The sequence below is a fragment of the Nonomuraea muscovyensis genome, assembly GCF_014207745.1.
Taxonomy (GTDB): Bacteria; Actinomycetota; Actinomycetes; order Streptosporangiales; family Streptosporangiaceae; genus Nonomuraea; species Nonomuraea muscovyensis.
Genome location: NZ_JACHJB010000002.1, coordinates 1,425,245 through 1,447,499, shown reverse-complemented (window position 1 = coordinate 1,447,499; position 22,255 = coordinate 1,425,245). Strand labels below are relative to the sequence as shown.

The 22,255-nt window shown below is 73.7% G+C and carries 15 protein-coding genes; 6 read left to right on the top strand and 9 right to left on the bottom strand.

Annotated elements, in window-relative coordinates:
• Window positions 1-11: 11 nt before the first annotated feature.
• Window positions 12-944, top strand: coding sequence for an AraC family transcriptional regulator (locus tag FHU36_RS23420; protein WP_185086047.1), 933 nt, complete (start codon window positions 12-14; stop codon window positions 942-944).
• A 5-nt stretch (window positions 945-949) separates the two neighbouring features.
• Here the strand turns inward: FHU36_RS23420 and FHU36_RS23415 are convergent, their stop codons facing one another.
• The 3 genes from FHU36_RS23415 to FHU36_RS23405 all read right to left on the bottom strand — a co-directional run bounded on the left by FHU36_RS23415 (window position 950) and on the right by FHU36_RS23405 (window position 4,551).
• Complete coding sequence (locus FHU36_RS23415) at window positions 950-1,921, bottom strand: tyrosine-type recombinase/integrase (RefSeq protein ID WP_185086046.1); 972 nt, start codon at window positions 1,919-1,921, stop codon at window positions 950-952.
• Between the two features lie 114 nt (window positions 1,922-2,035).
• Window positions 2,036-3,832 carry a hydroxysqualene dehydroxylase gene (locus tag FHU36_RS23410; RefSeq protein ID WP_185086045.1) on the bottom strand — a complete coding sequence of 599 codons (1,797 nt, stop codon included), beginning with the start codon at window positions 3,830-3,832 and terminating at the stop codon, window positions 2,036-2,038.
• 98 nt (window positions 3,833-3,930) lie between these two features.
• Window positions 3,931-4,551, bottom strand: coding sequence for a TetR/AcrR family transcriptional regulator (locus FHU36_RS23405; RefSeq protein WP_246502546.1), 621 nt, complete (start codon window positions 4,549-4,551; stop codon window positions 3,931-3,933).
• A 111-nt stretch (window positions 4,552-4,662) separates the two neighbouring features.
• On the opposite strand from FHU36_RS23405, the gene FHU36_RS44770 reads away from it, so the two are divergent.
• The 5 genes from FHU36_RS44770 to FHU36_RS23385 all read left to right on the top strand — a co-directional run bounded on the left by FHU36_RS44770 (window position 4,663) and on the right by FHU36_RS23385 (window position 8,324).
• Complete coding sequence (locus FHU36_RS44770; protein WP_246502545.1) at window positions 4,663-5,151, top strand: NAD(P)/FAD-dependent oxidoreductase; 489 nt, start codon at window positions 4,663-4,665, stop codon at window positions 5,149-5,151.
• A gap of 10 nt (window positions 5,152-5,161) precedes the next feature.
• Complete coding sequence (locus tag FHU36_RS44765; RefSeq protein WP_312891762.1) at window positions 5,162-6,034, top strand: NAD(P)/FAD-dependent oxidoreductase; 873 nt, start codon at window positions 5,162-5,164, stop codon at window positions 6,032-6,034.
• A gap of 333 nt (window positions 6,035-6,367) precedes the next feature.
• Window positions 6,368-6,895: a P-loop nucleotide/nucleoside kinase family protein gene (locus FHU36_RS23395; RefSeq protein ID WP_185086044.1), complete on the top strand. Its 528-nt coding sequence runs from the start codon at window positions 6,368-6,370 to the stop codon at window positions 6,893-6,895.
• A 187-nt stretch (window positions 6,896-7,082) separates the two neighbouring features.
• Window positions 7,083-8,162, top strand: coding sequence for a protein kinase domain-containing protein (locus FHU36_RS23390; RefSeq protein WP_185086043.1), 1,080 nt, complete (start codon window positions 7,083-7,085; stop codon window positions 8,160-8,162).
• A 21-nt stretch (window positions 8,163-8,183) separates the two neighbouring features.
• Complete coding sequence (locus FHU36_RS23385; RefSeq protein ID WP_185086042.1) at window positions 8,184-8,324, top strand: hypothetical protein; 141 nt, start codon at window positions 8,184-8,186, stop codon at window positions 8,322-8,324.
• Window positions 8,325-8,478: 154 nt separating this feature from the next.
• On the opposite strand, the gene FHU36_RS23380 is transcribed toward FHU36_RS23385, so the two are convergent.
• The 6 genes from FHU36_RS23380 to FHU36_RS23355 all read right to left on the bottom strand — a co-directional run bounded on the left by FHU36_RS23380 (window position 8,479) and on the right by FHU36_RS23355 (window position 22,105).
• Complete coding sequence (locus FHU36_RS23380; protein WP_185086041.1) at window positions 8,479-10,755, bottom strand: DMT family transporter; 2,277 nt, start codon at window positions 10,753-10,755, stop codon at window positions 8,479-8,481.
• Window positions 10,756-11,121: 366 nt separating this feature from the next.
• Window positions 11,122-11,358: a DUF6289 family protein gene (locus tag FHU36_RS23375; RefSeq protein ID WP_185086040.1), complete on the bottom strand. Its 237-nt coding sequence runs from the start codon at window positions 11,356-11,358 to the stop codon at window positions 11,122-11,124.
• A gap of 721 nt (window positions 11,359-12,079) precedes the next feature.
• Complete coding sequence (locus FHU36_RS23370) at window positions 12,080-14,077, bottom strand: N,N-dimethylformamidase beta subunit family domain-containing protein (protein WP_185086039.1); 1,998 nt, start codon at window positions 14,075-14,077, stop codon at window positions 12,080-12,082.
• Window positions 14,074-15,579 carry a condensation domain-containing protein gene (locus tag FHU36_RS23365; protein ID WP_185086038.1) on the bottom strand — a complete coding sequence of 502 codons (1,506 nt, stop codon included), beginning with the start codon at window positions 15,577-15,579 and terminating at the stop codon, window positions 14,074-14,076. The genes FHU36_RS23370 and FHU36_RS23365 overlap by 4 nt, the downstream gene beginning before the upstream one ends.
• Entirely contained in the window at window positions 15,576-15,812 is a 237-nt protein-coding gene (locus FHU36_RS23360) for an acyl carrier protein (protein ID WP_185086037.1), read from the bottom strand. Before FHU36_RS23360 ends, FHU36_RS23365 begins: the two co-directional genes overlap by 4 nt.
• Window positions 15,809-22,105, bottom strand: coding sequence for a non-ribosomal peptide synthetase (locus tag FHU36_RS23355; protein ID WP_185086036.1), 6,297 nt, complete (start codon window positions 22,103-22,105; stop codon window positions 15,809-15,811). Before FHU36_RS23355 ends, FHU36_RS23360 begins: the two co-directional genes overlap by 4 nt.
• Window positions 22,106-22,255: the final 150 nt, after the last annotated feature.

Below are 22,255 nucleotides of genomic sequence, written 5' to 3'. Positions count from 1 at the left end.
AAGGATCGTCCATGACCGATGATCTGCTGAGCGAGCTGCTCGCGCCGCTGCGGCTGGAGGGCGTCTTCCACAGCCGTTGGACGGCGCGGGCGCCCTGGGGCGTGGCGGGCGAAGGCGAGGACTGCGCCCTCATCCACTACGTGCAGGCGGGCACGTGCACGATCGAGCTGCCCGGCCACGAGCCGGTGCGGCTGGCGGCCGGCGACGTGGCGGTGTTCCCGCACGGCACCGCCCACCGGGTCGCCGACGCTCCCGGCCGGGCCACGGTGCCGCTGGAGAGCCTGCTGCCCGTCCGGCCGCCCGGCGTGGCGCGGACCGTCCGGATCGACGGGCCCGGCGCCGAGACCACGATGCTCTGCTGCGGCCTGCACTACGACGCCGCCGCGGCCGCGCCCCTGTACCGGGCGCTGCCGCCCGTGCTCGTCCTCGACCGGGCCGCGCTGGCCGGGCAGCCGCTGCTGGCCGGCACGCTGGCCGGTCTCGCCGGGGAGTGGGACCAGGCGGCGCCCGGCCAGGGGCTGGTGGCGCTGCGGGCGTTCGAGCTGGCCTTCGTGCTGGCGCTGCGGGCGGCGCTCGGCAGTTTGGCGGCCGGCGAGCCGGTGCTGCGGGCGCTGCGCCATCCGGCCGTGGGGCCGGCGCTGCTGGCGGTGCACCGCCGGTTCGCCGAGCCGTGGACGCTGGAACGGCTCGCCGCCGAGGCGGGGCTGTCGCGCTCGGCGTTCGCGGCGGCCTTCCGCGAACTGGTCGGCGAGACGCCGATGCGCCACCTGACCGCGCGGCGGATGCAGGAGGCGGCGCGGCTGCTGGCGGAGACCCCGCTGCCGCACCACGCCATCGCGCGGCGTGTCGGCTACCGCTCCGACGTCGGCTTCCACCTGGCCTTCAAGCAGTGGTACGGCACCACGCCCGGCGACTACCGCCGAGCCGGCGAACCGGCTCGGTAGCCCTCTCAGCCGAGAGGGCGGGGCGCGGGCAGGCGGATGCGGTCGACGGCGTCGCGGCGGGTCTTCTCCGGCCGGCGGTCGTAGCGTGCCGTGGTCGCCGGTGACGAGTGGCCCACCAGGGCCTGCGCGGTGGCCAGGTCGACGCCCGCGTCCAGCAGTTCGCCGATGAACGTCCGGCGGAAGTCGTGCGCGGTCCGCCGCGACACGCCCGCCTCGCCGAGCCGCCGCGCCAGGACGTCGGCGATGCCCTGCCCCGTCAGCCCCACCGGCCGGCCGTCGCGCTCCCGGACCCGGCCCGCCCTGCTGATCGGGCTGAACAGGGCGCCCGGCGTCGCGCCGCGCACCGCGAGCCACCGTTCCAGCAGCCCGATCGCGTCGGCGGTCAGGTAGACCAGGCGCTCCTTGTCGCGCTTGCCGCGCACCCGCAGCGACCGGGCCCCCGGGTCGTAGTCGGCCAGCGCGAGCCCGCCGATCTCGGCCCGCCGGCAACCCGTCGAGTAGAGCACCGCGATCAAAGCCGCGTCGCGGACCCCGGCCGGGGAGTCGTCGCAGGTGGCCAGCGCAGCGCCCACCACCTCCGGCGGGACGTGGTGGCCGGCCGGCAGCCGGCTCTGCCGCACCGGGGCCAGGTCGGAGGCGCGGGCGTAGTCCTCGGCGCTGGTCTGCCCGAGCCGCCACGCCTCCTTCAGCACCCGGCGCAGCGCCACGATGTGCTTGTTGACGTACGCGGCGGACCAGCCCTGCTCGGTGAGCATCGTGCGGATGCGCACCGTGTGCTCGTAGCGCAGCAGGTGCCATGGCTGGCCCGCGCCCGTGGCGCCGTCGTCGCCGGTCAGCAGGCGCGCCAGCCTGTCGAGGCAGCCGCGCATGGTGCGGCGCGACTCGGGGCTGGTCAGGGAGTCGAGGTAGACGTGGTAGGGGTCGCGGGCCGGCTCGACGGGCGGCGCCGCCAGATCGGATACGGCGGGCAGGCTCACCTCGCCGATCTTAACGGCCGCCCCGCCCGTCCGGCGCTGCGCGCCCGCGTCTCCGGCTCGCCGTCTCCCTCACCGATCTCGCCCCGCCCCTGACGAGAGCTTCGCCGGACGGCGTCACCGGCCCGGCCAGTAGGGGAGCAGCAGGTCGAACCGGTTGGGCAGGCCCAGCAGGTAGCGCGCGTCGTCGGCGCCGTGGATCGACCTGAACTCGTCGGGCAGGTAGAGGCCGTACAACCTGGCCCTGGTCGCTGCGGAGCCGGACGCGTCGAGGATGCCGTTCGCCGCCATCCGGCCGGCTTCGTTGCCGCCTTCCATGGTGGCGAGGTTGATGCTGTTGCGGACGTAGTCGGCGGCGAGGAAGAAGTTGGGGATCCTCGTCGTGGCGGTGGGCCGGTTCCCCCACGAGGCGGGGGTGTTGATGAGCAGCGGCTCGTCGTTGGCCACGGCCGCGGTGCCCTCGCCGGTGATCGCCGGATCCACGAACCAGGAATGCACGATGGAGTCGGGCAGCAGCGCCGCGCCGCCGGGCAGGGCCGAGCGGACCTGCGCCAGCACCTCCTGCACGATCTCCTGCCGGGTGCACTGCTTGGCGGTCCTGCCGAAGAGGACGCCCGGGGTGTTCCAGTCGGACAGGTCGAGGGACAGGCAGTCGGTGGCGGTGCCGTCGCCGTAGCGCGCGGCGAAGTCGCCGCTCCAGAACTGCGCCTGGCTGATCGAGGTGAGCGCCCACGGCGTGGCCGCGTAGATCAGGTGCCCCGCCGCGATCGGACGGGGCTCCTTCAGGTAGATCATGACCCCGTTCATCCAGTCCGTCTCCAGGTGGGCCAGCCGCGCCAGCGCCGGGTCGGCGGCCTTCAGCTCGGACGTCAGCAGGGGCTGCAGCCGCTCGATCGGCATGGCGGCCACGTAGTGGTCGGCGGTGACGACGCCGGAGGCCCCGCTGGGATCGGTCACCTGCGCGCCGGTGATCCGGCCGCCGGAGCAGGTGAACCCGGTCGCGGTCCGGCCGACCTCGAACCGGACGCCGAGCCCGGTCAGGTGGGCGATCCAGGGATCGATCCACACGTCGTTCGAGGGGCCGTTGAGCACCTGGTCGGGCGGGCCGTACGGGCCGAGGCCCAGAGCGCTGTAGAAGAGCGCCTCGAACATCAGGCCCATGGTGCGGGTGTTGGCCTTGTCGGGCTGGGCGGCCACCAGGGACGCGGTGAACATCGTCACCAACAGGTCCCGGTACTCCTGCGACATGACGTCGGCCTTGATGAAGTCGGCGAAGGCCATGTTCTCCCACTGGCCGAGCCGGCGGCGTGGACCGCTGGTGACGAAGGTGAGGAGTTTGGAGACGAAGAAGTTGATCTGTGACGGCGGCACGGTGGTGACGGCCGTGAGCGCGCTGCGTAAGTAGTCCTCGATCGCCTCGGGGGTGAGGACTCCGCCGAGGCTGCCGGGCACGGGGATGCGTAACTCCTTCCCCTTGTACGCGATCACCTCCAGGCTCGCCGGGACCAGGTTGTCCCGTACGGTGCCGCGGCCGAACGGGATGCGGCTCATCGTGTCGGGAAGGTTCTGGTAGAAGCCGGGGAAGAACCGGAAACCGTGCTCGCCCGGCAGATCCCGCCGCCCGCCCGTGGCGGTGCCGGGCACGGGGATGCTCCTGGACTTGCCGCCGAGGGCCTTGCGCTCGTAGACGGTGACCTGGAAACCGCGTTCGGCCAGCTCATGGGCGGCGCTCAGCCCGCCCATCCCGGCGCCGAAGATCGCCACGCTCCTGCCTGGGGCGGCGCTCACCAGGGAGGGGGCAGCCGCCCTGGCTCCCGGCGCGCCCCACAGCGGCCCGGCCGCCGCGCCCGCGGCGACGGCCATCGCGCCCGTGACGAACCGCCGCCGCCCGATCCCGCTCTGGTCCTGCTCCATGTCCGATCCTCCCGCCTAACCGACACTTCTGTTGGTTCAGCTAGGCGAACGATGAACGCGAGCTTCACACCTGTCAAGACACCGAGGTGACGCCGGGCTCAACGGTGGCCGGGCACCTGCGACAGCCCGTTCCACAGCACGCGCATGGCGGCGTCGACGAGTTCGTTGCGCGGCACCGTGGGATGCCGCGCCCACCACTGGGCCAGCCCGTCCGTGCCCGAGATCAGCAACTCCACCACCGCCTGGGCGATCTCGCTGTCCGGCTCGACGCCGAGCCGGCGCAGGTCCCGGCCCAGCATCACGGCGACCGCCCGGGTGCGGGCCTCCCTGATGCCCCACCGCACGGCCTTGATCTCGGGATCGTCCTCGTCGGTGTGGTCGAACAGCAGGCGGCGCGCGGCGGGCCGGTCCTCCGAGAAGCTGAAGTAGGCGTCCAGGGTGGCGCGCAGCCGGCGGCCGGGCGAGCCGGAGCCGGTGATACGGGCGCCGACGTGCTCCACGAGCAGAGCGTTCTGCTCCTGCAGGACCGTGATCAGCAGCACGCGCTTGGACGGGAAGTGGTCGTACAGGACCGAGCGCGTCACCCCCGCCGCGGTCGCGATCTCCTCCATCGCCGTGGCGTGGTAACCCCGCGCGGCGAAGACCTCCAGGGCCGCCCCGGTGATGCGGGTCCGGCGGGCCGAGCCCGGCATGCGCTTCTTCGGCTCCCTGATCGGCATGTCCCGCACCCTACCGCCCGGCGGGGCGTTGACTCGGCGGGCCGGGCGGCCTACCGTCCCCCATAACCGACACTATCGTCGGTTGTGACCCGGCGTCCGCGAGGGGGTTCGATGGTCGAGCAGGCAGACGTCGTCATCGCCGGGGCGCGCTGCGCGGGCGCGGTGGCCGCGGCAACCCTGGCCCGGCGGGGCCACCACGTGATCGCCGTCGACCCGGCGCGTTTCCCGTCCACCACCGTCTCCACCCATCTGCTCTTCGCGGGCGGCGTCGCCGAGCTGGCGCGCGCCGGCGTCCTGGAACGCGTTGAGAAGATCGGCGCCCCCCGGCTCTCCCGTGCCTTCATCGGCGGGCCCGGGCACGCGGCCGCCGGCGCCTTCAACCCGGTCGACGGGTTCGACTACGGGATGTGCGTGCGGCGCGCCCCGCTGGACGCGGCCCTCGTCGAGACCGCCCGTGACGCCGGCGCCGAGATCAGGGAGGGGCATCGCGTCACCGGCGTGCTCTGGGAGAACGGCCGGGCCGTCGGCGTCCGCGTCCGCGTGGGAGAACGGCCGGGCCGTCGGCGTCCGCGTCCGCGACCGGAGCGCACGCGACCGTGAGGAGTACGAGGTGCGCGCCCGGCTGGTCGTCGGCGCGGACGGCCGCCGCTCGACGATCGCGAACCTGGTCGGGGCGCAGCGCCCGCGCCTGTCCCACGCCAACGGCCGGGCCTGCTACTACGCCTACTACGACGACCCGAGACAGGAGTGGCGCGCCACGGCCGCCATGTGGTTGACCGGCCGCGAGCTGGGCAACGCGTTCCCCTGCGACGGCGGGCTGTCGCTGGTGCTGCTGATGCCGCCGGCCGAGCGGGCGGCCGACTTCCGGGGTGGTGTGGAGGCGGAGTTCGACCGGACCGTCGGCATGGTGCCGCACCTGGCGGAGCGCCTGGAGGGCTGCACCAGGACGACGAGGGTCGTCAGCTCCGCCGAGCACCCGTCCTACTTCCGCCGCTCGGCCGGGCCGGGCTGGGTGCTGGTCGGTGACGCCGGACACTTCAAGGACCCGGTCACCGCGCAGGGGATCCGCGACGCCGTACGGTTCGCCCGCCTGCTCGGCGAGACCGTGGGCGACGTCCTGGACGATCCGGCCGCGCTCGACCGCGCCACCCGGGCGTGGGAACGCTCGCGCGACGCGCAGTGCGTGCTGGCCTACCAGTGGACGAACCTGCTCGGCAGAGGCGACGGGCTGGCGTACGTGCAGTTCCAGCTGCTGCGGGCGCTGACCGAGGGTCCGGGCGGCGTCCGGCGCGTCCTCGACGTGTACTCGCGGATCCGTGACCCGCGCGAAACCCTCGCCCTGCCCGGCCTGATCCGGGCGACGGCCAGGGCGCTGCGGCACGGTGCGGGGGCACGCGCGTCGGTCCTGAGGGGAGCGGCCGGCGCGCTGCTCGAACTGGCAGGGCACCGGCGGGAGGCGGAACGCCTGCTCGCGGCCGGTTGACCGCGGACGAGCCATGGGATACAGCACTGCCGCACAACTGGCGTTCTTGATCACCCTCGGTCACGTGATCATGAATCTCAACAATCACTACAGCTAGAGCAGTTCGGAAGGTTCCATCTACGGGCGGCAGCGCTGAGGGCCGAGGCCGAGAGCGACGCCGCCCCGCGAGGCGGACACGGGCCCACACCGCCGACCGGTGCTGGATCACGTCCGGTTGGGATTGGTCACCCGCGGGCGGTTGTCGGCGGTCATGCGCGTGCTGGACCGGATGGGACCGTAGCCTCGCGGATTCCCGCCGTTCCCGCGGCACGCGAAGCGCTAGCGTCGGGTCCCATGATCGTATGGCTCAACGGCACCCACGGCGCAGGCAAGACGACGACCAGTCCACTCGTGCGGCAACTGATCCCGGATTCACGGGTGTTCGACGCCGAGAAGGTCGGCGAGACGCTCATGGACATCACGCCAGGACTGCCCGAGACGGACAACTTCCAGCATTGGCCGCCGTGGCGGCCACTCGTGGTCGAGACCGCCCGCCGTGTACTCGACTACACCGGCGGCACTTTGGTGATGCCCATGACTGTCCTCGTCGAGCAGTACTGGCGAGAGATCAGCACGGGCCTCGCCCAACATGACATTCCGGTACGGCACTTCGTCCTCCACGCTGACCAGGACACCCTCCGCGGGCGCATCGAGGGGGACACTCTTCTCGGCCCCCTCCCCTCCCCATTCCGTCTCAAATACCTCGAGCCCTACGCCGAGGCGGCCCGCACGTGGCTACACGCTGAGGCCGAGGTCGTCGACACCACGCACCTCACGCCCGCCCAGGCCGCCCTGCAGATCGCGGAGGCCGTCAAGCGTTGAGGCCCGCGCGCGGAGCACTCAGCCAGTGGCAGCCCCCGGGCCCGGTGCGCCGGGTCCGGGGGCACGGTGTCTTCTGCCGTATGCCGGTTCTCCACGCGCAGACCGGCTCGTTCGCTTTTTCCGGCCAGAAGGCGCTCTTGCCCGTAGTTTGGTGTTGATCAAAGGGGGGCGGAGGGATCGGGGTCTTGTGGTGAGGACGCTGTCAGGGCGGTACGAGCTGCTGGAGCCGTTGGGGCGCGGCGGTATGGGGGTGGTGTACCGGGCGCGTGACCGGGAGCTGGAGCGGATCGTGGCGGTCAAGGTGCTGCCCGCGCAGATGCTGCGCGATGAGGACTTCCGGGCCCGGTTCCGCCGGGGGGCGAGCTTGTCGCATCCCAACATCGCGACCGTCTACGACATCGGTGAGGACATCGGTGACGGGGATCCGGTTCCGTATCTGGTGATGGAGCTGGTGGAGGGCGGGACACCGGCTGATCTGCTGCGCCAGGCGCCGCCGACCCCGAACGAGGTCGGGCAGATCGTGGCGGCGGTCTTGGAGGCGTTGGAGCACAGCCACGGACGGGAGGTGGTGCACCGCGATATCAAGCCCGCCGACATCATGGTCCACCGCGCCGGCGGCCGGGTGCGGGTGAAGGTGATGGACTTCGGGATCGCCAAGCTCATGTCGGAGACGGCCACCCGGTTGACCGCCACCGGAATGCGGATCGGTACCCCGTCCTACATGTCGCCCGAGCAGGCGGACGGCAAGCCCGCCGACGCCCGCTCGGATCTGTACTCCACCGGATGCGTGCTGTATGAGATGCTCACCGGTCGGCCGCCCTTCACCGGGGACTCGACCGCCGCCGTGCTCTTCGGGCACCTGCACAAGACCCCGCAGCCGCCCTCACAACTGACCCCGGCCCTGGCCCCCTTCTGGGACCAGATGCTGGCGACCGCGCTGGCCAAAGACCCCCGACAGCGCCACCGGGATGCCGCGGCGATGCGACAGGCCATCGAAACCGGCTCAGCCGCCCCCACCACCCAGGCGCCTCCGCCGGTCCCGCCCCCCGCGTCCGCACCGGCTACCCGGCTTCACATCCGACGAGCAAGCAAGGACCAGACGGCTACCCCGGCGGCCGGAGCCGCACTTCGTGACACAAGCCTTATCGACACCCGTGACGCAACGCTGACGCTGCGCGCCTATGCGGAGCATGGCAACAGCGGGAGCCGTGAGAGGGCGACGCGAGGACGTAATGGTCAGGGTGGTGGTGGGGCGCTTTCTGGGTAGGGGGTGCGCATGATTTCGCTCATGGACAAGGTGCGCGCGTACCTGTGCCGCCCGCGCAAGCGGGACGTCGAGAAGGTCAAGCGGGTGGTCGGGGATCCGCACGCCCAGCAGAAGGCTCACCACCTTTTCGATAAGGTCCGCTCGCGGCGTCACCACCACTGAGTGAGTGTCGCGTCTTCCGCCCGTGCCCGCGCCGGCGCGGGGCGGCCTTTCGCGTGCCCGATGGGGCCCCGGTAGCAACGGCGCAGGAAACAACGTCAACACAGGTCGGCGCTCGCCCTCCCAAGCCGCGCCTGCAGTCGTGATCGGGACGTCGTCAACGTCGCTCGGGCAGTCTGCGGTAGGTGACGACTTTGTCGCCGGGTCCCGGGTACGCCATGATCAGCAGCCGCTGGGTGCCGTACTCCTCGCCCTTCCAGGGAGACCAGGCGAAGTGCACGCGGATGCGGTAGTGCCCCTTGCGACCGTTGAGCGACAGGTCGGGCAGTTCGGTGCCGCTCAGGCCGTCCATGAAGCTCATCTCGCCGCTCTGGTTGGCGTAGCCGACCTCGACGACGTCGTCCCAGCCCTTGCTCTCGACCGGTGGGCGGCGCGTGTAGGTCTCCAGCGTGACACAGACGTGGAAGTCGGAATGCGTGCCAACCGTCACGCGACCGGGCCCGGCGGTGACCGGGCCGGCGGTCGTGCTCTTGCCCTCGCCGGCGAATTCGTCGTACAGCTCCAACCCCGCCTCGGGCCACTCCGGCTCCTTGAGGCGGATCGCCTTGGCCGGCGTGATGAGGGGACGGTGACGCGGGGTGGCGTCGCACTTGCGTCGCTCCTCGGCCATGAACTCGTCGAACTCGCGATCCTTGGCGGCCGCTTCCGCCGTGACCTCTGCGTTCGCGGCCGGGCAGATCCCGGCGAGCACCCCGCTCAGGTTCGCTACGTTCACCCCTTCCACCTCCCGCAGGCGGGCCAGCTCGCGTGGGTCGTTGCGGGTGTAGACGGCGCACAGGCGACGGCCGCGGGCAAGCAATACCTGGTCGGGCGTGGTGGCGGCGAACGTGAGCGCATTCTGCCGGCGTACAGCGCAGATGAAGGCGCGCGAGCCAGTCGGCGGCGGGGGTTCCACGGGCTTGCCGTCCATCTCCCAGGGCTCGGGAGGCGAGCAGTCCTCGGCCGTGGTGACCGAGCCGCGTGACTGGTCGGCGGCCGGCAGGAAGCACAGGGCCACGGCGGTGGCCAGCGCCGTCACGAGCACGTGGTGGCGCAGGCGGGCGGCGGGTGGGGCGCCGTACAGGGCGAGCAGGATGAGGGCGGAGGCGGCGAGCGCGGCGCTGTACCACAGCGGGGAGAGCCCGAAGAGGATGTCGTCCTTCTCGTTCCGGTCGAACAGCCCATCCGGGTACAGGGCCAGCCGCTGGTCGACCATCTCTGGGATGAGTTGCCAGTCCGCCTCGGACTGCGTGGTGAGCGAGGTGACGACGCCTGCCGCCGCGGCGAGAGTCAGGATCAGCATCGTGACCCGCAGCAGCCGCCTGGGCCTGCGTACGATCGCGATCAGAACCAGTGCGGCCGGGGCGCCGACTCCGACGAGCATGTCCACGGCGACCCAGAGCACCATCGCCGGGTAGCTGACGTACCCGTGGAAGAGGTCGTCGACCGCGCCCCTGGGGCCGATCCACACAGGCATGCCGTCCGCGAGGTTGACGGCCGCGGGGATCAGCGGGAGCACCACGGCCACGGCGGTGAGGGACCACGCCCGCGCAGGTGCGATCCGGATCTGAGGTGCCGGAGACGGTGCCGGGGTCGGGCCGCCCAGGTCGTGGGCGGAGCGGGCCTGCCACACCATCCCGAAGACGCCCAGGACGCTCAGGACCATGGGCAGCACCAGGTCGTAGTCAACGCCCGAACCGCCGAACGCGACGATCGAATGACCTCCCGACGACAGCAGCGACAGCGCCGCCGAGGCCCCGCCCATCCGCACGGTGCCTCGCCTCCAGCGTGCGTCCCTGGCCTGGCCGGCGAGGACCGGCACCAGCCACAGCAGGTAGACGGCGTTGCCGAGCTGGTACGGAGAGACGAACTGCGCGACGGAGTACTGGCCGAGGCCGTAGGCGACGGTGGAGGCCACGCCTATGGCGGCGTTCGCCAGCCCTGCCACGAGCCCGAGCAGCCGCAGCCATCGAGGCAGAACCCCGGCGAGGACCACGAAGAACAGTCCGACGACGGCGAAATTGAGCAGGTCGGAGGGCAGGCCCAACCACCACAGGTACGGGATCGGAAGCCGGTACAGCAGCGTGCAGGCGACACTTAGGTACAGGGCCGCCCGTAACAGCCGGACCGGCCTGTCGTTGACCGCCACCGTGCCGACCGGCCGCCCGCGCAGCACCTGCCAGTAGGCCCAGCCCTGCAGGACTCCGCCCGCGACCACGAGGAGCTCCACCCACCAGGTGTAGGGCACGAAGTCCGGGCCCCACCCCCAGGTGACGATCTCGCGCAGTAGCGCGGGGTCGCCGGTGACCAGCGCGAGAACGCCGGACACGACGACCGCGGCCACATAGATGGCGGCGAAGAGCGTGGCGATTCTGCCGAAACGATAGCGGCGCACGGAATTACCCTCGGGCACGAGCGGACAGGATCCGAACAAAGGTTCCCAACCTTAGCGAGCCACCACCGAAACGATCAAGTGCCGTAGTGAATCTACGGTCTGCAAGACCGTGGATTCATCACCTGAGCGCCACGTGGATCACTTCCGCGCTGTAGCCCTCACCTGCTGAAACGCTAGGGGCACTGGGGTGGCATGGGTTCCTTCTCACGTCCTCCCCAACGCCTGTCCGGCCGCCCGAGCTGCGTCCGCCCCGTCCGGGACCGTAACACCTGGACCCACGACGCTGCAGCACGCGACGACGGAACCGGCCAGACGCGTGCGAACCCCGGCAGGGCCGCCGGTGCGGGCCCTGCCGGACGCCTGCCGTCAGGAGCAGGGGCTCGCGGACCACGTGATGTAGCCGGTGACCCTGCCCCAGGTCGAGACCTCACCATTGCAGAATTCCGTCTTGACCCCGACCAACGTGGTGCGCGCGGAGTCGGAGAAGTACTGGGTGTTGCAGAGGTAGCCGGCCCGGCAGGCAGGGGCGGCCTGCGCGCCGGCCGGTAGGGTGGCGAGCGCGGTGGCGGCCAAGGCGGCGACGGCCAGTACGCGACGGATCATGAATCGTCCTTCCTGGGCGGCTCAACCGGTGATCGGATAATCCGTCCTCCAAGGAGAAAACTCAAGAGGGACTCATGTTCCGCAGGCGCCCCCGTGGCCGTGTCGTCCTGGCTCAGGAGCCCTCGCGTGCGGCGCACCGGTGCACGCTGACCTGGACCACGGCCTGGACGGCTTCCCTGCTGACGCTCCCTGGCGGCGCGGTGACCGGGGTGAACAGCGCACCTCCGGAGAGGGCGCCGCGGGTCGGCAGGTTGTCCGAGGTCTGGCCAGGATCTTCCGCCGCATCCCCGAAGCGAACGCGTCGACGGCCACCGGCAGCGTCACAGTCACCGGGGCACCATCGGGGCCTTGCCGCGGGAACGAACGCGGAACGGGCGCGGCCGCCCTTGAGCAGCAACCGAACGGTCTGCATCGGAACGGCCAGTGACGGCAACCCGAGCCCTGACGGCTCGCCAACGTTACTGGCGGCGATGACGGTGATGGTGTCCAGGAACAGCGGGCGGTCCGCGCCGAGTTGGTCGGCCAGATCAGTACGCCGTCGTCGCGGAGCACGCGGGTGATCTCGTGGGGCCCCTCTGGGCCGCGTGCATGACGCTTGCCGCGGTCACCCCTGCTCGGGCGTGTGCAGGGCGCGTTCGCATGCTCGATGGACCGCAACGCGGTTCCTACGAGGCAAATCTACAACGTAAAGGTCGCCTCCCCTCCGCGATCCGCCGGGCCGTCAGAGGGGGTGCCACCGCAGGGGCTCGCCGGGTCCGGCCGCGATCAGCAGGCCGGCGTGCGCGGTGAACGCCGGGCCCGGGACCGTCACGCCGCACTCCGCCCAGCCGTCACCGGGGGTGGGCAGCCGGGTGAGCAGCCGGCCCTTGGCATCGGGGGCGAAGAGCCTGCCGTTCATCCCCGACAGGCCGGCGACGTCGGGGCAGGCGCCGGCGCGTTCCCAGACCGCACCGCCGAACGGCAGGCGCCACAGCTCCCCTCGCGACGTGGCGACGTGGAAGGCGCAGTCGGCCACGGCCAGGCCGACCGCTTCCCGCGGCGCCGGCCCCACCTCCCGCCAGACCGCCCCGCCACCCGCGCGGCCTTCCTCGCCGTCCGCCCCGCCGTCCGCGCGGCCCGTCCCGGCGTTCGCCGGGCCGGTCCCGCGGCCGGTCTCGGCGTTCGCGAGGCCGCTCCCGGCGTTCGCCCGCGTCGTCCCGGGTCCTCCTCTCGGCGTCCCGTCAAAACTCTCGTCGAGACAGAGGAGGCGGCCGTCCGAGGTCACGCCGTACAGGCCGACGCCCACCCCGCCCGCGGCCTCCCGGGGCACGGCCAGCGCCCGCACCCGGCCGGCGGGCCGCGGCGGCGGCGTACCGGCGGGGCCGGGGACCGGAAGCCAGGGCAGGTTCTGGCCGCACAGTTCGCGGCGCACCAGCCCGCCCGGCCCGGTCACGGCGTAGAGGGTACGGCCCAGCACGGCCAGGGCGCGCAGGTCCGCGGCCGGCCCGATGGCGTCCCACGACGGGACCCGGGAGGACAGCCGGTCGATGACGTTGCGGGTGATCCGCTCCACGACCGGATCGTGCAGCGTGTTGCCCCAGTTCACCGTCGCCGCGGTGAAGACGGTGCCGAGCCCGCTGGTGAAGACGCCCATCGTCGCCCTGCCGCCCTGGCCGTACGCGCTCCAGTGCCGCAGGTCCGCGGTGGCCAGCACGACGAAGGACGACGGGGTGCCGTCGCGGGATGTCACCCGCGGCACGCCGGCGTCCTCGTCGAACTCGGCGGCGTCCGTCTCGTAGCCGAGGCAGCCCCGGCCGAACGCGTCGCCGTCGGCCAGCCCCGTGCCCTCGAACACCCAGTGCCCGGCGAACCGCACGGTGTACGACTCCTCCAGCATGCGCGGCATGTGCGGCCCCCACGTGCCCGCGCCGGCCCGGAAGCTGACGCCGGTCAGCGTGTTCTCGGGCCGGCCCGCGGCCGACCATTCCACGGTGGTCAGGCGCCGGTCGGCGACGGGGTCGGCGAGCGGGTCGCGATGGCACACCATGGTGCGCCCGCCGTCTTCGAGCCGGATCTGCCACCAGCAGGTGTTGCCGGCGAAGAACGCCGCCCCGCCGCCGCCCCGCACGAACTCCTCGACGGTGTCGCGCATGCCCGCCGACCAGTACTCGTCGTGCCCGTTGACGATCAGCATCCGGTACCGCGACAGCAGCGCCCGGCCGTCGTCCAGGTCGAGGTTGGAGCAGTAGGCGACGTCGTACCCGGCGGGGCGCAGCCATCGCATCAGCCCCTCCTCCCACCGCTCGGGCGGCGGCCCGCCGCCCGGCCGGTCGAAGGAGACCCGGGCGGCGCGTGCGGGGGACTCGGTCCAGTAGACGCTCTGGCCCGGCTCACCCGCCCGGTTGTACGCCTGCCAGGTGGTGAACGGCACGCTCACGAGCACCGGAGCCGCCGGCACCGCCTCCCGTACCACGAAATAGACCTCGTTGTCCGGGCACGGCGCGCCGCCCGGCAGCGAGCGCGGCCAGGGCACCTCGGGGCCGAACCGGGCCCGGTAGAGCGAACTCGGCCAGCCGGCGGGCACGTCGAACTCCCACGACGGCGCGGTGGCGACGCCCTCGAACACCACCCGGTCGTCCGTCGCGTCGCTCACCACCACGGGCGCCTCGCGGTCCACCACGAAGCGCAGGGAGGAGCCCTGCGCGCAGGACGTCGCCACGGCGTACGCGCTCGCCGTCATACGGCCGCCTCGACGAGGAGGGCCTCCAGGGAACGCAGGTACCGCTCCATGTCCGCCCGGGACAGATACCGCGTGTCGGCGGTGAGCGAGACGCCCCCGGCGGAGACGTGCACGCAGAACCGGCAGTTGAGCTTGTCCTGGCTCATCGGCCAGGACAGCGACGTCTGCGCCAGCGCGGCCAGCACCTCGCCGGGCGGGCAGGTGGCCGGCCCCGGGTCGGCGAACCGCAGGTCGTTGAAACAGCAACGCGGGGAGACCGGCAGCCCCCGCCGGGCGCTCTCCGCGGCCGTGATCCGGTCCCGGTCGGCGGGGTCGTGGTAGGCGCTGCGGTAGGCGCGCAGCGCGGCGGGCCCGGCCGCGCGCAGCAGGTCCGTGAACGGTCCGCCCACGTCGAGCGCGAACAGCCCCTCCTGCGACAGCGTGCTGACGATCCCCCGCGTGTCGCGCCTGAACCTGTTGGCCACGATCGGCAGCACCGCGACCCTCTCGTGCCCGGTGAACCCGCCGACGAGCGCGGCGACCGCGGTGAGCAGCACGGTGGAGGTGGACGTGCGGTGCGCGGCCGCGATCGAGCGCACGGCCAGGTCGAGGGCGGGCGAGCGCAGCAGCGCCCGCCAGATCGGCGGGTCCGCCGCGCGGCCGCCCGCCGCGCCGCCGCCCGCCGCGTCGGAGGTCGGCACGTCGGAGGTCGGCACGTCGAACATCGTGGCCGGCAGCCGCCCGTACTCGCCGGCCCAGTGGGCGGCGGCCTGCTCGGCGACGCGCCTGCCCTCGGGGCCCGCCTGCCGGCGGGCCAGGTCGAGCGGCTGCGGCGCCGGCGGGCCCGGCGCCCGGCCCCTGAGCAGCAGCACGCGCAGGTCGCGCAGGACCACCTCGGCGCCGTGCCCGTCGGTGGCGAGATGGCAGAAGGCCAGCACCACGTGGGAGACGCGGTCTCCGGTCAGGACGAGCGCGGCCCGCACCGGCCATTCCCCGGCGTAGTCGAACCGGGCCGCCGCCAGCTCGCCCAGCACCTCGTCGGGGTCGCCCGTCGTGACGGTCACCTCCAGCCGCCCCCGTGCGGCCAGCCTCTGGTACGGCTCGCGTCCGGTGCCGAGCCGGGTGCGCAGCGAGCCGTGCCGCTCCACCAGGGCCGCGAGCGCGGCGAGGAGCTGTTCGACGGTGCGCGTCCCCGGAACGGGCAGGATCCGGCCGAAGGTGAAGTAGTGGTCGTCGGGCGCGGTGCTCTCGATCGCCTGCCAGATGGCGCGCTGCCCCCATGTCAGCGGGCCGTCACCGGCATCGCCCCCGTCGAACGCGACGCTCGCCGTGCTCCCGCCGACCGCGGCGGCCGCCAGGGCGGCGCCTGACCCGCGCACGAGGCCCGGGACGGCAGTGGCGCGGGGTGCGGCGGCCGGGACGGTGGTGGTGCCGGGTGCGAGGCCCGGGACGGCGGTGGTGCCGGGTGCGGGGTCCGGGAGGGCGGTGGTGCCGGAGCCGGGTCCGGCGGGCTGGACGGTCATCGGGCCGAGAGGTGCCCGGCCAGCCTGTCGAGGTCGTCCAGCACCGCGAGGCCGTCCTCCGACAGGTCGACCTCGACGCCGAACTCCGACTCGATCGCGTCGATGAGCCGCAACTGCGCCAGCGAGGTGACGCCGAGCGCGGACAGCGGGACCGTCGCCGCCAGCGCCTCCTGCGCGGTCACCGCTCCGTCGGAGACCTCGGCCACGAGCACGGCCAGTCGTTCCTTGATCATGTCAGCTCCCTGGCGAGGCGTGCGGCCTCCTCGTCGGACATCTCTGCCAGCTCGGCGAGCAGCAGGTCCTCCACCGTCCGGGCCAGCCCCTCGACGGTCGGCGCGGTGAACAGCGCGCGGATCGGCACCTCCACACCGGCCACCGCGCGTAGCCGGGCGACCACGCGCACGGCGAGCAGCGAGTGCCCGCCGAGGGTGAAGAAGTCGTCGTCCGCGCCCGGCTCCGAGACGTCCAGGACCTCGGCGAAGACGTCGCCGACCAGCGCCTCGGCGTCGGTGCGCGGCGCGAGGCGGCCGCCCGCCCGCGCCGCCCGCGGCGCGGGCAGCGCGGCCCGGTCCACCTTGCCGTTGGGGGTGAGCGGCAGCCTGTCCAGGCGCACCCAGGCGCCCGGCACCATGTACGGCGGCAGCGCCGCGGCCAGGAACGCCGGCAGCTCGCCGACGTCCACCGCGCCCACGACGTACCCCGTGAGCGTGTCGCCGCCCGCGACGACGGCCGCCTCGCCCACGTCGGGATGGGCCAGCAGCCGGGCCTCGATCTCGCCGGGTTCGACCCGGTGCCCGCGCACCTTCACCTGGTCGTCCAGGCGTCCCAGGAACTCGAGCCGCCCGTCGCGCCGCCACCGCACCCGGTCGCCCGTCTGATACACCCGCTCCCCGCCAGAGCTGGAGGCGGGGGCGGTGACGGAGGCGGGGGTGGGGCCGGGGTCCGGGTGGCCGGGCCGGCCGGTGGTGACGCGGACGCCGTCGAAGGTGCCGAACCGTTCGGCGGTCAGCCCCGGGCGGCCCAGGTAACCGCGCGCGACCCCCGCGCCGCCCACGTACAGCTCCCCGGCGGCCCCGGGAGGAGCCAGGCGCCCGTCGGCGTCCAGCACGTAGGCGGTGGTGCAGGCGATGGGCCGCCCGATCGGCGGCCGCCCGGGGGAACGGTCGAGGTCGCCGGCCGTGGCGATGATCGTGGCCTCGGTCGGCCCGTAGGTGTTCACCAGCCGCACCCGGTCGCCGAAGCGCTCGAACCAGCGGGCCACGGCCGCCCCGTGCACCTGCTCGCCGCCGAGGATGACCAGCCGCAACGTGTCCGGCCAGGCGATCTCACCGAGCTGGTCCACGAGGTGGTGCCAGTAGGCGGTCGGCAGGTCCAGCACGGTCAGGCCGTCGAGGTGGTCGGGCAGCGTCACCGCGCCGTCGGGCAGGAGCTCCAGCCGGGCGCCCGCCACGAGCGCCGGGTAGATCTCCTCGGCGTGCGTGTCGAAGCCGAGCGACGCGAACTGCGCGACCCGGTCGCCGGGCCCCAGACCGTACTCCCGCACCATCCACGCCACGCGCGCCGCGAGGTTGCGGTGCTCGACCGCGACGCCCTTGGGGGGGCCGGTCGAGCCCGAGGTGTAGATCACGTAGGCGAGCTCGCCGCGCCGGACCGGCGTCCACGGCCCGCCGCGCTCGCGGGTGCGGGCGGGCGGGACGCCGGCCGGCAACCGGTCGGCCAGGTCGGCCGAGGTGAGCACGAGCGACGCGCCGCTGTCGGCGAGCTGGAACGCCAGCCGGTCGGCCGGGTGCGCCGGGTCCAGCGGCAGGTAGGCGCCCCCGGCCCGCCAGACGGCGAGCAGCGCGGCGACCGCGTCCGGGGTGCGGCCCAGACAGACGCCCACGACGTCGCCCGGCCGCACGCCCTTCGCCTGGAGCAGTCCGGCCAGCTCAAGAGCGCGCTCGTCCAGCTCCCGGTACGTCAGCGACCCCACCGCGGCCGAGCCGCCGTGCTCCCGGACGGCGTCCGCGACCAGGTCGGGAACCTCGGCGGGTGGCCCGCCGGGCATGGCGGGACCGGAGCCGAGCCGGTGGAGCAGGGCGTGGTCGGCCTCGTCGAGCAGGTGCGGCGGGTCGCCGGGGTCCTGCCGTAGCAGCCGGTCGAGACGGCCCCCGAGCGCCTCGATCGTGCCCGGGTCGAACAGCGCGGCGTCGTACGACAGCACGACGAGCAGCTCGTGCTCGTCCTGCCACGCCTCCAGCATCAGCTCGAACTTGACCTGCCGGAAGCCGTGCGCGAACGGCGCCGCCTCCAGCCCGGCGAACGCGGCGGGCGCGACCCCCGTGTCCTGCGTGTGCAGGATCGCCATGGTGTCGAAGGCCGGGGCCCGCTCCAGCGGCACGCCCTGGTGCGCGAAGGCGTCGAGGACCGTGTCGCGGGTGCGCTCCACCAGCTCGCCGAAGCTCCGCACGCCGCCGGCGTCCTGGCGGATCGGCACCACGTCGGCGAAGTACCCGATCGTGGCCAGCAGCTCGTCCCGGTCCCGCCCGGAGGTGACGGTGGCCACGGTGATGTCGCGTTGCCCGGTCTGGGCGGCCAGCACCGCCTGGTAGGCGGCCATGAGCATGACGAACAGCGTCGCCCCGCGTTCCCGCCCCCGGGCTGCCAGCCGCTCCACCTCGGCGGCGGGCAGCCTGAAGGAGTGGAACGCCGCCTCGCGAGCCGGGGGAGAGACGCGCGGCCGGTCGGCCGGCAGCAGGAGCGGCGTCCGCCCGGCCAGCTTCGCCTCCCAGTACGCGGCCAGGTCGTCCTGCCGCCGGTCGCGCTGCCAGCGGGCCACGTCGCCGTACTGCAGGGCCGGCGGGGGCGGTCGCTCGCCGGAGTAGAGCCGGGCCAGCTCGTCGAGCAGGACGTTGAGCGACCAGCCGTCGCCGTTGATGTGGTGCAGCACGACGCACAGCACGTGGTCGTCGCGGCCCGCCTCGATCAGCGTCACCCGCATCGGCGGCCGTTCAGCCAGGTCGAACGGCGCGTTCGTGCGCTCGGCGACCAGCTCCTCCGCGCGGTCCGGCGGCGCGGTGAGGATCTCGACGGGGACGGGGCCCGGCGGCTCGACCACCGCGACGGGGACGCCGTCGATCTCGGGGTAGCGGGTGCGCAGGCTCTCGTGCCGCGCGACGAGGGCGGCCAGGGCGCGTTCCAGGGCCGCCACGTCCAGCGGCCCGCGCAGCCGCCGCACCACCCACATGTTGTAGGCGGCGTCGCCGGGGTCGAGCCGGTGCAGGAACCAGAGCCGCTCCTGCAGCCGGGACAGCACCGGCGGCTCACCGGCGGGGCGGGGCAGCGGCCCGTCCCTCTCGCCGTCCCCCCGGACGGCCACCTGGCCACCCCCCTGCCGGCCCGCCTGGACGCCGGCCTGGCCGTCCGCCTGGCCGTCCGCCTGGCCGGGCCTCGCCTCGTCGAGCAGTTCGGCGAGGGCGGCGACGGTCGGGCGGCTGAACAGGGCGCGCACCGGGATCCGTCCCGGCAGCCGCGACGTCACCCTCGTCGCCAGCAGCGAGTGGCCGCCGAGCGCGAAGAAGTCGTCCTCGGCGCCGACGCCGTCCAGGCCCAGCACCTCGGCGAAGACCTCCGCCACCAGCCGCTCACCGGCGGTCCGCGGCGCCGTGGCCGGGCCCGGCGCGGCGCTCGCGTGGACGGTCGGCAGCCGGCCGCGGTCGACCTTGCCGTTGGGGGTGAGCGGCAGCTCGCCGAGCGGCACGATGGCGGCAGGCACCATGAAAGCGGGCAGCCGCGCCGCGGCGAACGCCCGCAGCGCCCCGGCGTCGAAGCCGGCAGCGGGAGCGGTGTCGAAACCGGCGTCGGGACCGGCGTCGGGAGGGGCGTCGAAACCGGCGTCGAGACCGGCAGCGGGAGCGGCGGTGCTCGGGACGGCGAAGGCGACCAGCAGGTCGTCGCGCACCGCGGCCACCGCCTGCGCGACCGCGGGATGCGCCTCCAGCACGGCCTCGATCTCGCCCAGCTCGATCCGGTGGCCGCGCAGCTTCACCTGGTCGTCGGTACGGCCCAGGAACTCCAGCTCGCCGCCCGCCAGCCACCTGACCACGTCGCCGGTGCGGTAGACCCGCTCGCCCGCGTGCTCGGCGAACCGCTCGGCGGTCAGCTCCGGACGCCCGAGGTAGCCGGTGGCCAGCCCGGCCCCGCCGATCAGCAGTTCCCCGGGCACGCCGACGGGCACGGGGACGCCCGCCGCGTCCACCACGTGCACGGTGGTGTTGGCGATGGGCCGGCCGATCGACACCCGGCCGGGCCGCGCGGGCACCTCCCAGGCGGTGGACCAGATGGTGGTCTCGGTCGGCCCGTACATGTTGACCAGCCGGCGCGTCCGCGCCCGCAGTTCGGCGGCCAGCCGCGGCGGCAGCGGCTCGCCGCCGGCGAGCGCGACCAGCGGCGGGAGGTCACCGGCGAGCAGCACCCGCCAGCCGGACGGGGTGGCCTGCACGTGCGTCACGCCCGCCGAGGAGATCAGCCGGGCGAGGGCCGCGCCGTCCCGTGCGGTGCCGGAGCCGGCGATGACGACCCGGCCGCCGGTCGTCAGCGGCAGGTACAGCTCCAGGGCCGAGATGTCGAAGGAGAGCGAGGTGAGCCCGAGCCAGACGTCCGAGGGGGAGGAGCCGACCAGCGAGCGCATCGCGAGCAGGAAGTTGGCGAGGGCGCGGTGCGGCACCACCACGCCCTTGGGCCGGCCGGTCGAGCCCGAGGTGTAGAGGACGTAGGCGGTGTCGCCGGGAGCCGGCCGTTCCACCACCGCCGGGGACGGCCCGGCGTGGAGTCTTGCGGCCAGTTCGTCGTCGTCCAGCACCAGCGCGGCGCCGGAGTCCTCCAGGACGTAGGCGACCCTGGCCTCCGGATACTCGGGGTCCACGGGCAGGTAGGCGGCGCCGGACATGGCCACGCCGAGCAGCGCGACGAGCATGGCCGGGCCGCGGGAGAGTCGCAGGGCCACCAGCGAGCCCCGCCCGACGCCGCGCTCGCCGAGCGAACCGGCCAGCCCGGCCGCCCGCGCCACCAGCTCGCCGTAGGTCAGCCCGGCGCCGTCGTCGCCGGTCACGGCGACCGCGTCAGGGGTGGCCGCCGCCTGGTCCAGGACCAGATCGACCAGCGTGAGCGGGGGCAGCGGCGCGGCGGTGTCGTTCCACGCGCCGAGCAGCGCCCGCTCGCCGGGAGGCAGCAGGGGGAGCCGCCCGATGGGCGTGGCGGGTTCGGCGGCGGCCGCGGCGAGCAGCGTCAGGTAGCGCTGCGCCAGCCGTTCGGCGGTGTCCCGGTCGAACAGCTCCTCGCTGAAGACGAGCACGCCCAGCAGGCTGCCGTCCGGCTCGGCGTGCAGGTCCAGCGACAGGTCGGTGCGCGCCGGATGCCAGCCCAGCGGGAACGGCTCGGCCCGCAGCCCGGGGAGCGGGTCGTCGATCTCGCCGTGCGTGTGCACCGCGAACATGGTCTGGAACAGCGGTGTCCGGCTCGGGTCGCGCGCCAGGCCGAGCGCGCCGACGAGCCGCTCGAAGGCGGCCCCGGGGTGGGCCAGCCCCTCCAGCACCGTTTTGCGGGTGCGGCGCAGCAGCTCGGCGAACGCCGGCTCGCCGGACAGGTCGCACCTCAGCACCATGGTCGTCGACAGGTAGCCGATCATCTGCTCCAGCTCGGTGCTGGTGCGTCCGGCGGAGGGGGTGCCGACGCAGAAGTCCGTCTGTCCGCTGTGCCGCGACAGCAGCACCTGGTAGGCGGCCAGCAGCACCATGTAGGGCGTGCACCGGGACGTCCTGGCCAGCTCCGTCACCGCGGCGACCAGCGAGGGCGCCACCCGGAACCGCACGTCGCCGCCCGCCGTCCCTCGCTGGGCGGGCCGTGGCCGGTCCGTGGGCAGTTCCAGCACGGGCGCCCCGGCCAGCCGCGCCGTCCACCAGCCGAGGTCGCCACCGGAGGGGTCGGTCACGGAGGGGTCGGATACGGAGGAGTCGGACACGGAGGAGTCGAACACGGGCAGGTCGAGCACGTGCTCGCTGTACTGCGGCGGCGGCTCGCCGGGCAGCCCCCGGCCGGCGTAGTGGGCGGCCACCTCTGCGCGCAGCACGTTGAACGACCAGCCGTCGCCGTTGATGTGGTGCAGCACGACGCAGAGCACGTGGTCGCGCGGCCCGAGCCGGACCAGCGTGACGCGCAGGGGCGGGCGTTCGGCCAGGTCGGGGACCGTGTTGGTGCGCGTGCCGACGATCAGCCGCGCCTCTTCCGGCGAGCCGGCCTCGACCCGCTCGACGGTGACGGGCGACGGGTCCTCGACGACGGCCACGGGACGGCCGCCGACCTCGGGGAAGCGGGTGCGCAGGGCGTCGTGGCGCGCGGCCACGGCGGTGAAGGCGGCCTCCAGGGCGGCGACGTCGAGGTCGCCGGACAACCGGTAGGCGTAGGCGGTGTTGTACGAGGGGTCGTCCGGATCGAGCCGGTTCAGGAACCAGAGCCGTTCCTGGGCGGAGGACAGCGGGCCGGTCTTCACGTGCCTTTCCCCCGAATCTGGAAAGGTTCTTTTTGGAAAGGTTCTTAACTGTTAGCGCGCAGCCCGCAGTGTTCCACGGATTATCGGGTGGCCGCAAGCCCTTGTGGACACGGGGTTTTCGGGTCTTGCCACCCTCCCGGCGGCGTGCCA